Consider the following 12,793-nt stretch of genomic DNA (forward strand, 5'->3'; position numbering starts at 1 on the left):
TCGGCTGCCATTGCGCCCGCCAGCAGTTGCTCACGGATCTCGCTGAGTTTGGCCACACCCATGTAGATCACCAGTGTCGTGCCACCCTGGGCCAGCGCCTGCCAGTTCAGGCTGCTGCCATCCTGAGTGTGGGCGGTGACCAGCGTTACACCTCGTGCCACGCCACGCAGGGTCAGCGGAATATCACATTGCGTCGCGCCTGCCAGCCCGGCAGTGATGCCATTGACCAGCTCTACCTCGACACCACGTTCGCGCAGCCACTGTGCTTCTTCACCACCACGCCCGAAGATGCACGGATCGCCGCCCTTGAGCCGAACCACGCATTTGCCGTGACGGGCATAACGCAGCATCAGGCGATGTATGAATGCTTGCGGAGTAGAGCGACAGCCACCGCGCTTGCCCACTGGAATAATCCGTGCGCCGCAGCAGTGCTCCAGCACCGCGTCGTTGACCAGATCGTCGATCAGCACCACATCCGCTTCTCTCAGCGCCCGAACAGCTTTGAGCGTCAGTAATTCCGGGTCACCGGGACCCGCACCCACCAGCCAGACTTTTGCGCTCATAGTGTTTTCCTCACGAGATGGCGGCTTGCGGCTGCGCGGTGGCGGCCAGCAAACGCTTGATTTCCGGGACGCAGGAGCCGCATTGCGTGCCGCAACCCAATTCTTGTTTCAGCCCCTGCAAGTCCAGGCCACGACGAATGCCGGCGCAGACCGCGTTTTGGCTGACGTTTGTGCAGTTGCACAGGATTTTGTTGCCGACCGCTTCGGCGTCCACCTGGCCCGGTGGGGCACTCAGTGGCGCAAGCAACCAGCGCCGTAGCTGTTCATCGGCGCGACCTTCGAGCCAGAGGTTCTGCAGCCAGTGTCGGGCGAGGGTTTCACCCGCCAAACGGATCGCAGTGATCCGGCCGTTTTCGATCCGCACCCGCTTACCGATTGAGCGCCGTGGGTCGTCGTAGGCCAGGACCGGTCCGTCATTGAGTCCCAGGCATTGATCGATTTCCCGCAGCAGTTGCGGATCAGGCGCGGTGGCGTTGGCAGCGCGTATCAGCAGCGCAGGGCGCTCACGGCCGGCAAGGCTGAGGCTGACGTAGGAAAACGTCTCGCAGAGCGGTCGTAGCGTCTCAAAGTGCTGTTGGACATCGCCCTCTATCAGCGCGAAAAGGTGCCAAGGCAACTGGACCGGTTCGAGGCGCACGCCGCTGTGTTTCAGCTCCGGTTGTTTCGACAACGGGTCGAAGGCGGGGAGCGTGAGGGTGTTTATGCCGCCCTTAAGAAAACGGTCGCCAAAATGCATCGGCAAAAAGGCCTGGCCCGGACGCACACTGTCATCGCTGGAGACCGGCACGATCACCGCGCCGCGCCGGCTTTTCAGGCTGATCAGATCACCCGTTTGCAGGCGATGCCGGCGCAATTCATCGGGGTGCAGGCTCAACACGGCTTCACTGACATGACCGAACAACTGTGAGGCGGTGCCGGTGCGGCTCATGCCGTGCCACTGATCTCGCAGGCGACCGGTGATCAGCGTCAGCGGGAAGCGCGCATCCCGTTGTTCCTTGGCGGCGCGATACGGATCGGCCACGAACTGTGCGCGGCCACTGGCGGTCGGGAAAATACCGTCCAGATACAACCGGGCAGTACCTGTGCTGGAACCCGTAGGAAAAGGCCATTGCTGCGGACCGATTTGGTCGATCAATGCGTGGCTGATTCCGGACAGATCCAGGTCCCGGCCTCGCGTCAGCTGTTTGTATTCGTCGAAGACCTGCGCCGGTGTTTCAAAGGCAAACAGGCTGGCCGCTTCCGGACGCAGACGTTTCTCCAGACGCTGTGCGAAATCCACCGTAATCGCCCAGTCCGGGCGCGCTTCACCCGGTGCGACAATTGCCCGGCGGACGTGGGAAATACGCCGTTCGGAGTTGGTCACCGTACCGTCCTTCTCGCCCCAACTGGCTGCGGGCAACAACAGGTCAGCAAACCTGGCGGTTTCAGTGGTGCGGAAAGCCTCTTGCAACACCACGAACGGGCACGTTTCCAAAGCGGCGCGCACGGCAGTTTGATCGGGAAGTGACTGAGCAGGGTTGGTACAAGCAATCCACAAGGCTTTGATCTTTCCGCTGGCCACCTGCTCAAACAACTCGATGGCGCTGAGCCCAGGGTTTTCAGGCAAGTGATCAACGTCCCAGAAAGCCGCCACCTCGGCACGGTGCTCCGCGTTGGCGGCGTCGCGATGCCCCGGCAGCAGGTTGGACAGACTGCCGGTTTCACGCCCGCCCATGGCATTCGGCTGACCGGTCAACGAGAAAGGTCCTGCACCCGGACGGCCAATTTGTCCGGTGGCCAGGTGCAAATTGATCAGTGCGCTGTTTTTTGCGCTGCCGGCGGTGGACTGGTTGAGCCCCATGCACCACAACGACAGGAAACTCGGTGAAGTACCGACCCACTCAGCGCATTGCTGCAGTTGTTCAATGTTGATGCCGCACAGCTGCGACACCATCTGCGGTGTATAGTCGCGCACCAGATTCTTCAGTTCGGCCAGGCCTTCGGTATGCGCCTTGATGTAGTCGCGGTCGACCCAGTCTTCCCACAGCAGCAGATGCAAAATCCCGTGGAACAAGGCGACATCGGTCCCCGGAAGAATCGCCAGATGCAGGTCAGCCAAATCGCAGGTGTCGGTGCGACGCGGGTCAATGACGATGACTTTCATCTGTGGCCGGCGGGATTTGGCTTCTTCCAGTCGGCGAAACAGTACCGGGTGGGCGTAGGCCATGTTACTGCCGACAATCATCACGCAGTCGCTCAGCTCCAGGTCTTCATAGCTGCACGGCGGCGCATCCGCGCCCAGGCTGCGCTTGTAGCCGACCACTGCCGATGACATGCACAACCGCGAATTACTGTCGATGTTATTGGTGCCCACCAGCGCTCGCGCCAGTTTGTTGAAGGCGTAGTAATCCTCGGTCAGCAACTGCCCGGAAATGTAGAACGCCACGCTGTCCGGGCCATGCTCGGCAATGGTTTGGGCGAAAACGCTGACAGCGTGATCGAGGGCGGTGTCCCAGTCGGTGCGGCTACGCGCCAGGCCTTTGCCCAGGCGTAATTCCGGGTACAACGCCCGCGCGGTCAAGTCGCCGGTCAAATGCAGGGTTGATCCCTTGCTGCACAGCTTGCCGAAGTTGGCCGGGTGCGCCGGATCGCCGCTGACGCCGAGGATGCGCTCGCCGTCATGCTCGATCAGCACGCCGCAACCGACCCCGCAATAGCAGCAGGTGGACGCGGTGATCTGGCGGTCCATCAGCCTGCGTCCCGCAGGGCCAGCATCACTCGGCCATTTTCGACCCGCGCCGGGTGATGATGGGCGCACCCGACGTCCGGGGCCAGGGCTTCGCCACTTTCCAGATCGATCTGCCAGTTGTGCAGCGGGCAGGCCACGCGTTTGCCGTAGATCAATCCTTGAGACAGTGGCCCGCCCTTGTGTGGGCAGCGGTCATCGAGGGCGAACACCTCATCGTCGCTGGTGCGAAAAATCGCGATGTCACCTTTAGGGCCGGCAATGATCCGCGAACCCAGGGCGTTGATTTCTTCCAATGCGCAGATATCGAGCCAGTTCATGCCAGCACCTCCAGGTTTTTCACGGGGATGACGTCGAATTCTTTTTTCAGCAGTGGCTGTTCCAGGCGTTCCTTCCACGGATCCTGTTCGAACGACAGGGAGAATTGCAGGCGATCATTCAGCGCCTTGCGGCGTTCCGGGTCTTCCAGCACAGCTTTCTTGATGTGGTCCATGCCGACCCGTTGCAGGTAATGCACGGTGCGTTCGAGGTAGAAGGCTTCTTCGCGATAGAGCTGCAGGAACGCGCCGTTGTATTCGCGCACTTCTTCAGCGGTTTTCAGTTTGACGAAGAACTCGGCGACTTCGGTTTTGATCCCGCCGTTGCCACCGATGTACATCTCCCAGCCGGAATCCACGCCGATGATTCCTACGTCCTTGATGCCCGCTTCCGAACAGTTGCGCGGGCAACCAGAGACGGCCAGTTTCACTTTGTGCGGCGACCACATGTTGAACAGGTCGTGCTCCAGCTCTATGCCCAACTGCGTGGAATTTTGCGTACCAAAGCGGCAGAACTCGCTGCCGACGCAGGTCTTCACGGTACGGATGGATTTGCCATAGGCGTGGCCGGACGGCATGTCGAGGTCTTTCCAGACGCCGGGCAAATCCTGTTTCTTGATCCCCAGCAAGTCGATGCGCTGGCCGCCGGTGACCTTGACCATCGGCACGTTGTATTTGTCGGCGACATCGGCAATGCGCCGCAATTCCGAAGGGTTGGTCACACCACCCCACATCCGCGGGACCACCGAGTAGGTGCCGTCTTTTTGAATGTTGGCGTGGGCACGTTCGTTGATCAGGCGCGATTGCGGGTCATCCTTGGCTTCGCCTGGCCAGGTGGAAATCAGGTAGTAGTTGAGTGCCGGGCGGCAGGTCGCGCAGCCATTCGGGGTGCGCCAGTTCAAATAGCCGATGGTTCCGGCGATTGTCAGCAAATGCTGATCGCGGATGGCTTGGCGGATTTGCCCGTGGTTGAGGTCGCTGCAACCGCAGATGGCTTTTTCGCTTTTCGGTTTGACGTCTGCCGCGCCGCCCACTGTGTTGATCAGGATTTGCTCGACGAGGCCAGCGCAGGAGCCACAAGAGCTGGCAGCTTTGGTGTGTTTCTTGACCTCGTCGACACTGAACAGCCCGTGTTCCTGAATCGCCTTGACGATCGTACCTTTGCACACGCCGTTGCAGCCGCAGACTTCGGCGGTGTCGGCCATGCTCATGGCCTTGTCCTGGCCTTGATGTCCTACATCGCCGAGCGCGTTTTCGCCGAACATCAGGTGATCGCGGATTTCGCCAATGGCGTGATTCTCACGAATCTGCCGGAAATACCAACCGCCATCGGCCGTATCGCCGTACAGACAGGCCCCGACCAGCACGTCATCCTTGATCACCAGTTTTTTGTAGACTCCGCCAATCGGGTCGGAGAGGGTGATGGTTTCCGTGCCTTCGCCGCCCATGAAGTCGCCAGCGGAGAACAGGTCGATACCGGTGACTTTCAATTTGGTCGACGTCACCGAGCCTTGATAACGGGCGAAGCCCAATTGTGCGAGGTGATTGGCGCAAACCTTGGCTTGCTCGAACAGGGGCGCAACCAGGCCGTACGCGATGCCACGATGGCTGGCGCATTCACCGATGGCGTAGACCCGTGGGTCGTAGGTTTGCATCGTGTCGTTGACCAGAATCCCGCGATTGCAGGGGATGCCGGATTTTTCCGCGAGTTCGGTGTTGGGACGAATGCCGGCGGCCATCACCACCAGGTCGGCGGGAATGATGTCGCCGTTCTTGAATTCAACCGAGCCGACCCGGCCATTGCCCGCGTCGTGCAGCGCGTGGGTGTGTTCGCACAGGCGAAAGTGCAGGCCGCGTGCTTCCAGGGCGGTTTGCAGCAACTGGCCGCTGGTCTTGTCGAGTTGCCGTTCCAGCAACCATTCGCCGATGTGCACCACGGTGACGTGCATGCCGCGCAGCATAAGGCCGTTGGCCGCTTCCAGGCCGAGCAGGCCACCGCCGATGACAACGGCGTGCTTGTGGGTCTTGGCGGTGTCGATCATGGCCTGGGTGTCGGCGATGTCACGGTAGCCGATCACACCCTGCAAGGTGTTGCCGGGGATCGGCAGGATGAACGGGGTTGAGCCGGTGGCGATCAGCAGGCGATCGTATTCGGCCTCGGAGCCGTCTTCGGCGATGACCCGGCGTTTGACCCGGTCGATTTCCACGACTTTTCGGTTGAGCAGCAGCTTGACGTTGTTGTCCAGGTACCAGTCGAGGTCGTTGAGCACGATCTCTTCGAACGTCTGCTCTCCGGCCAGCACCGGCGACAGCAGGATGCGGTTGTAATTGGTATGGGGTTCGGCACCGAAGACCGTGATGTCGTACAGCTCGTTGCTCAGCTTGAGCAGTTCTTCCAGGGTACGAACCCCGGCCATGCCGTTGCCGATCATCACCAGTTTTAGTTTTTTCATCAGGTTCTCCGGGGAGCTGCGACCCGCCTCATCAGGGCTTCAGGTCTGGCTCGACAATTTTGCGCAAACAAAAAAAGGCGTCCCGCTAGTTGCCTAGCGAGGACGCCTTTGTCCTGGTCCCGTTCTCTCGGGAAGCGCAACCTTCGTCGTTGAAGGCCGGGCTTTATGTATGGTGAAAAGGGTAATGCAGTGGTTGTGCCAAGTCGTCCAAAACGCGGATTTGTTGGGTTGGAGAGGGGTTTTACAGATCGTTATCGAGGTTTTTGCACCGCATCGAAGCGCGTTGCCCGGTAATGGAGCGCTTGTCGATGGATTTGGAGAGATTGTCAGTCTGCCATCGCGAGCAGGCTCGCTCCCACATGGGGTTTTTGAACGCCACAAATCCCCTGTGGGAGCGAGCCTGCTCGCGATGGGCGCGACTCGGTATCAGCCATGAAATACCAAAACCAGCAGCACCAGATTCAGCAGCAATGACACCAGCGCCATGGTCCGCCAGACCTTCAGCGGTTCCCGCTCCAGCAGCGGTCTGGGACGCACGCTCAAACTGCGGCGCTCGCCCTGTTCCAGAAGCAGCAGCCATTCCTCCGCCGTTTCAAAGCGCTGAACTGGATCCGCCGCGACGGCGCGGTCCAGGCATTGCGCAATCCACTCCGGCAAATCCGGCCGATAACGACTGGCACTGACCGGTACACCAAACCGGGGGCGCTGGAACGCTTCGATTTCACCGTAGGGATAATGCCCGGTCAGCAGGAAGTACAGCGTCACGCCCACCGCATACAGATCCTGTTGCGGGCTCGGGGCGCCTCCGAGAAAGGCTTCCGGCGCAATGTAACTGGGTGTTCCCGGCAGGGCAGAAGGTTGATCCTCCGACAGGCCTGCGCAATAGGCCAGGCCGAAATCCAGCAGGCGCAACTCGCCGTCGTCACCCAGCAGCAGGTTTTCCGGTTTGATATCGCGGTGCAGAATCTGCCGTCGATGCAACATGCCGACCGCCCTTAGCAGGCGTTCGGCCAGATCCCGCCATTGCACAAGCGGCAAAGTGCCTGCGCGCTCATGCAGTTCTGCCAGCGTAGATCCGGAGTATTCGCGCATCACGTAGTACAAATGCTGACGCTGACTGGCGGCATGGACTTCAGGGAAGTGCCGTCCCGCCACGCGTTTGAGAAACCATTCTTCCGACAGCAACGCTTGGCCCGCGAGGTGATCGTCGCGTAGCGCAGCGGGTAAGGTTTTCAACAGCCAGGGTTGTTGTTGCCCGTCGCGAACCCGGTACAACAAAGACTGCTGGCTGTGGCCAAGTACCCCTTCGATGTTCCAGCCTTCGAAGGATTGACCGGGTTTGAGCGTGGGTGGCAATGGCCATTGTTGTAAGTGCATTAACGCATCGCCAATGCTCGTTTCACCTAAGGCATCGACCCTTACCAGCAGCGCGCTGGCATTGTCCTGACTGCCGGCCAGATGCGCGGCATTCACCAGGGTTTGTGCTGCGCTGTCCAGATTGGGCTGATCTCGCAGGATAGCGGCAATGGCGGTGTCGCCCAGCACCGCCCAAACGCCGTCGCTGAGCAGCACGAAACTCTCATTCAGGCGCAGTTCGCCATCGAGAAAATCCAGCACCAGATGTTGGTCCAGCCCCAGCGCACGCTTGAGCACATGCTGCATGCCCGGTTGGTCCCAGACATGATCCTCACTGACGCGCTGCAACTGATCCGCGTGCCAGCGATACACCCGGCAATCTCCCACATGGGCCAGGGTAAAACGCCTGCCGCGCATGACCAATGCACTGACGGTAGTCAGCAGCGGTTGCCCACCGCCGTTGGCCTGCAACCAGCGATTTTGCGCCAGCAGCAGGCGGTCCAGTGCTTGCGCGACCCCCCAGGTTTGCGGCGTGGCGTAATAGTCCAGCGCCAGGGCCTGCAAGGTCGAGCGGGCCGCGAGACCGCCGTCGGCGCATTGGCTCACCCCGTCGGCAATCGCGAACAAATAACCCTTGCTGACCGCCAGCGCCGGGTCCGGCGTCACCAGGCGCAGGGCATCCTGATTTTCCTCCCGCGGGCCGGTGGCGCTGGATTGGGCAAAACTCAGTTGCAGGCTCATCGAGGGCTTAGACCCGAGCCGCCGTCACGGCCGCCGAACCCCAAGTGGTTCTCCAGCGACGTTTAACCCCGTGCAGACCGAACCAGGCCAGAACGCCGAGGCTGGCGAACAGCCACAAGGCCAGTTGATAGCTGCCGGTGCTTTGCTTGATCGCGCCCATGCCTGCCGCCAGCGCAAAGCCACCGATGCCGCCCGCCATGCCGATCAAACCGGTCATCACGCCGATCTCCCGACGAAAACGCTGTGGCACCAGCTGGAAAACCGCGCCATTACCTGCGCCCAAACCGAGCATGGTGCAGACGAAAAGCGCCAGCGCCGCGTAGGAACTCGGCAAATTGAAACCCACCACCGCGATACAGAGCGCCGCCACCGTGTACATCCCCAGCAGCGTGCGGATGCCGCCGAAGCGGTCTGCCAGCGCACCACCCAATGGACGCATCAGGCTACCGCCGAACACACAAGCCGCTGTGTAGTAACCAGCCGTGACCGGGCTCAGGCCGTATTGGTCGTTGAAGTAGCCGGGCAGGGCGCTGGCCAGGCCGATGAAGCCGCCAAACGTCACGCTGTAGAAAAACATGAACCACCAGCTGTCACGGTCGCCCAAGGCCTTGAAGTAGTCGGCCATGGATTTGGCTTTTGGCCGTTCAGGGGCATTTTTCGCCAGCCAGGCGAAGACGATGATGGTCAGAATCAATGGGATCAGGGCGAAGCCGAACACGTTGCTCCAGCCGAAAGCGGCCGCTAATACCGGAGCAATCAGCGCGGCCAGAACGGTGCCGGAGTTGCCTGCGCCGGCAATGCCCATGGCTTTGCCCTGATGTTGCGGCGGATACCATTGCGAGGCCAGCGGCAGGGCGACGGCGAAGGACGCACCGGCCATGCCGAGGAACAGACCCAGCACCAGCGCTTGTTCGTAGCTGTGAATCCCGAGTTGCCAGGCGGCGAACAGCGCGCAGATGACAATCACCTGGCCAATCAGCCCGGCGGTTTTTGGCGACAGACGATCCGCCAGCATGCCCATGACAAAGCGCAGTACGGCCCCGGCCAGAATTGGCGTCGCCACCACCAGCCCGCGCTGTTGGGTGGTCAGGTGCAGGTCGGCGGCGATCTGCACCGCCAACGGGCCGAGTACGTACCAGACCATGAAGCTCAGGTCGAAATAGAGGAAGGCCGCAAACAGTGTCGGCGTGTGGCCGGATTTCCAGAAGCTTGAATTCATCGCGCACCTCAGCTGTGAAGAGTCTCGAGAAGGAGTCATGAGCTAGCAGGTGGGGCGCCTAAGGGCCGCACCACCGGCCCCGGGCTGTGGGGCCAAAACGAAAAAACGCCGCCACCCGATTCGCCAAGGGCAAATGAGGTGAGCGACGTCTTTGTCGTAGGTGGGGCAACCGCCGTTGGTTACCTGTGGTGATTACTTAGCCAGATTTGTGCCAGTTTCATGAGATGGTTCCCACGCTCCGCGTGGGAATGCCGCCATGGACGCTCCGCGTCCGCTTCTCGCTGTGACGCGGAGCGTCACGGGATGCATCCCCACGCGGAGCGTGGGAACGATCGGTTACCCGAGTAACTCACTCATGGCAATGATCTGCTCCGCCACCTGGATCAGCTTCTGCTGCCGGCTCATGGCCTGGCGGCGCATCAGGGTGTAAGCCTCTTCCTCATTGCAATCTTTCATCTTCATCAACAGCCCCTTGGCCAGTTCGATGCGCTTGCGTTCGGCCAGTTGTTGGTCGCGGGCATGAAGTTGAGCGCGTAACGCCTGGTCACTTTCAAAGCGTGCCATGGCCACGTCGAGAATCGGCTGCAAGCGTTGTGCGTGAATTCCTTCGACAATGTAGGCGCTGACCCCGGACTGGATCGCCTGACGCATCACGCCGGGGTCATGTTCATCGGTAAACATGACGATCGGTCGTGGCTGGTCGCGGGTCACCAGCACCACTTGCTCCATCACATCGCGGCTGGGTGACTCGGTATCGATCAGAATGACGTCCGGACGCACCGTTTCGACGCGTTCGGGCAGGTCGATGGTCAAACCCGATTCGTCGATCACCTCGAACCCGGCTTCGGTCAGGGCGGCTTTGAGGCGACCGACTTTCTTTGCGGTGTCGTTGATCAGCAGGATACGCAGCATGTTTGCAGTCTCCTGTCAGCGGTGGGCGAATCGTTGCGAGCTGTCGCTCATGGCGTGCAGCGTGAAGCTGCGGGCATAACCGGCCGGGTCGGAACCGTCCCAGGTTTTGCCGTCGATCAACTGACTGCTACGCATGTCCTGATCACTGGCGGCGACACCGACGGCGCTGGCGGCCTCTCGGTACAGGTCCAGTTGCTGGACGTCCCGGGCCACGCCGAGGTAATCCGGATCGTCGCGCAACAAACCCCAGCGCCGGAACTGGGTCATGAACCACATGCCGTCTGACAGGTACGGCACATTGACCTCGCTGCCGGCATGAAAGCGCAGCGCGTGCGGGTCTTGCCAGCGATTGCCCAGTCCATCCGCGTATTCACCCAGCAGGCGCGGTTCAATGCAGTCGAGGGGGGCGTCGAGGTAGTCGGGCGCGCTCAACAGCTGCGCGGTGCTGCGGCGGTTCTCCGTATTTTGCTCGATGAACCGGCTGGCTTCCAGTATCGCCATCACCAACGACCGCGCGGTGTTGGGGTATTGCTCGACAAAAGCGCGGGTGCAGCCGAGGACTTTTTCCGGGTGATCGGGCCAGATTGTCTGAGACGTCGCCAGGGTAAAGCCGAGATTTTGCTGCACTGCGCTGGCGGACCAGGGTTCGCCGACGCAGAAACCATCGATTCGCCCCGCTTGCAGGTGCGCGACCATTTGCGGCGGCGGCACCACCACGCTGTCGACATCCTGCAAAGGATGAATGCCCTGGCTCGCCAGCCAGTAATACAGCCACATGGCGTGGGTGCCGGTGGGAAAGGTCTGGGCGAAGGTGAGTTTTGAGCGAGTTTGGTGCACGTGGCGGTCGAGTGCTTCAGGACTGGTCACACCCAACGTCTGTAAACCCTGGGAAAGATTGATGCTCTGGCCGTTCTGGTTCAGGCCCATCAGCACAGCCATGTCGGTGGAAGCTACGCCGCCGATGCCCAAGTGGACGGCGTAAATCAGGCCGTACAGGCTGTGGGCGGCATCAAGTTCACCGCTGACCAGTTTGTCCCGCAGGTTGGCCCAGGACGACTGGCGCTTGAGGTTCAAGGTCAGGCCGTAGGGCTGGGCGAACCCCTGAGTCGCGGCGACCACGACCGAGGCGCAATCGCTCAGGGCCATGAAGCCCAGATTGATGTCGGTCTTTTCCGGGGCATCGCTGCCATTGACCCAAGCCAGAGGGTTGGCTGGAACTTCAATCATCAATAAGCACCTTTCATAAAAAAACGCCGCAACGGGCTGCTTGCCAGAGCAAGGCCCAGTGACGACGCCCTTGTCTTGCGACCCATTCCGCCTTTGGCATGAGTGCTGATACCGGTGACGGTGCAAGGCATATGCCATCGCTCGCTGATTTTATCGCGCGCCTCGCCTGCAACCCGATGCCCGGCTATAATTGCCGCCACTTTTCGTAGCCCAGAGTCAAAGCCGCCCATGTACACCCTGGCCCGTCAGATGTTGTTCAAACTTTCCCCGGAAACCTCCCACGATCTGTCACTGGACCTGATCGGCGCGGGCGGGCGTTTGGGCCTCAACGGCTTGCTGTGCAAGGCCCCGGCGAAAATGCCGGTGTCGGTCATGGGCCTGGACTTCCCGAACCCGGTGGGCTTGGCGGCCGGTCTGGACAAGAACGGCGCGGCTATCGACGGTTTCGCTCAACTGGGTTTTGGTTTTGTCGAAATTGGCACCATTACCCCGCGCCCGCAGCCGGGCAACCCGAAACCACGGATTTTCCGCCTGCCGGAAGCCGAGGCGATCATCAACCGCATGGGCTTCAACAACCTCGGCGTCGATTACCTGCTGGCTCGCGTGGCGGCAGCCAAATACAAAGGCGTGCTGGGCATCAACATCGGCAAGAACTTTGACACCCCGGTTGAGCGCGCGGTCGACGATTACCTGATCTGCCTGGACAAGGTCTACGCCCATGCCAGCTACGTGACGGTCAACGTCAGCTCGCCCAACACCCCGGGCCTGCGCAGCCTGCAGTTCGGCGACTCGCTCAAGCAGTTGCTCGCTGATCTGGCCACGCGCCGCGCAGAACTGGCGTTGCGCCACGGCAAACATGTCCCGCTGGCGATCAAAATCGCACCGGACATGACTGACGAAGAAACTGCACAGGTCGCACAAGCGCTGATGGAAACCGGGATGGACGCGGTGATCGCCACCAACACCACCCTGAGTCGCGTCGGCGTCGAAGGCATGGAATACGGTGACGAGGCGGGCGGTCTGTCCGGCGCACCGGTTCGCGACAAGAGCACGAACACCGTGAAAGTGTTGGCGGCGGAACTGGCAGGGCGCTTGCCGATCATCGCCGTGGGCGGCATCACCGAAGGCAAGCACGCGGCCGAGAAAATCGCGGCGGGTGCGAGCCTGGTGCAGATCTACTCCGGCTTTATCTACAAAGGCCCAGCGTTGATTCGGGAGTCCGTAGACGCGATCGCCGCCCTGCGTTAATCGTGTAGCAGCTGCCGAGCCTGCGAGGCTGC

The 12,793-nt window shown here is 61.1% G+C and carries 9 protein-coding genes; 1 reads left to right on the forward strand and 8 read right to left on the reverse strand.

Annotated features, from left to right (window positions below; translation table 11 throughout):
• From cobA to PMI22_RS05160, 8 genes are all read right to left on the reverse strand, one after another.
• The coding region (gene cobA / locus PMI22_RS05195) for a uroporphyrinogen-III C-methyltransferase (protein ID WP_007948244.1) at nucleotides 1–563 on the reverse strand (563 nt) is incomplete at its 3' end.
• Nucleotides 564–573: 10 nt separating this feature from the next.
• Nucleotides 574–3,291, reverse strand: a complete 2,718-nt coding sequence (locus tag PMI22_RS05190) for a nitrate reductase (protein ID WP_007948245.1) — start codon at nucleotides 3,289–3,291, stop codon at nucleotides 574–576.
• Nucleotides 3,291–3,608 carry a nitrite reductase small subunit NirD gene (gene nirD, locus PMI22_RS05185; protein ID WP_007948247.1) on the reverse strand — a complete coding sequence of 106 codons (318 nt, stop codon included), beginning with the start codon at nucleotides 3,606–3,608 and terminating at the stop codon, nucleotides 3,291–3,293. The genes PMI22_RS05190 and nirD overlap by 1 nt, the downstream gene beginning before the upstream one ends.
• Nucleotides 3,605–6,058 (reverse strand): nitrite reductase large subunit NirB, encoded by a 2,454-nt coding sequence (gene nirB / locus PMI22_RS05180; RefSeq protein WP_007948248.1) that lies wholly within the window; start codon nucleotides 6,056–6,058, stop codon nucleotides 3,605–3,607. Before nirB ends, nirD begins: the two co-directional genes overlap by 4 nt.
• Nucleotides 6,059–6,484: 426 nt before the next feature.
• Nucleotides 6,485–8,155 carry a bifunctional protein-serine/threonine kinase/phosphatase gene (locus PMI22_RS05175; RefSeq protein WP_007948249.1) on the reverse strand — a complete coding sequence of 557 codons (1,671 nt, stop codon included), beginning with the start codon at nucleotides 8,153–8,155 and terminating at the stop codon, nucleotides 6,485–6,487.
• A gap of 7 nt (nucleotides 8,156–8,162) precedes the next feature.
• Nucleotides 8,163–9,374, reverse strand: a complete 1,212-nt coding sequence (locus PMI22_RS05170) for a nitrate/nitrite transporter (protein ID WP_007948250.1) — start codon at nucleotides 9,372–9,374, stop codon at nucleotides 8,163–8,165.
• Nucleotides 9,375–9,710: 336 nt separating this feature from the next.
• Nucleotides 9,711–10,286: an ANTAR domain-containing response regulator gene (locus PMI22_RS05165; protein WP_007948251.1), complete on the reverse strand. Its 576-nt coding sequence runs from the start codon at nucleotides 10,284–10,286 to the stop codon at nucleotides 9,711–9,713.
• A gap of 15 nt (nucleotides 10,287–10,301) precedes the next feature.
• Nucleotides 10,302–11,513, reverse strand: coding sequence for a CmpA/NrtA family ABC transporter substrate-binding protein (locus tag PMI22_RS05160; protein ID WP_007948252.1), 1,212 nt, complete (start codon nucleotides 11,511–11,513; stop codon nucleotides 10,302–10,304).
• A gap of 228 nt (nucleotides 11,514–11,741) precedes the next feature.
• Between PMI22_RS05160 and PMI22_RS05155 the strand changes: the two genes are divergently transcribed.
• Nucleotides 11,742–12,761 (forward strand): quinone-dependent dihydroorotate dehydrogenase, encoded by a 1,020-nt coding sequence (locus PMI22_RS05155; RefSeq protein ID WP_007948254.1) that lies wholly within the window; start codon nucleotides 11,742–11,744, stop codon nucleotides 12,759–12,761.
• The last annotated feature ends 32 nt before the right edge of the window (nucleotides 12,762–12,793 follow it).

The sequence above is a fragment of the Pseudomonas sp. GM21 genome (assembly GCF_000282215.1).
In the GTDB taxonomy this organism is placed as follows: domain Bacteria; phylum Pseudomonadota; class Gammaproteobacteria; order Pseudomonadales; family Pseudomonadaceae; genus Aquipseudomonas.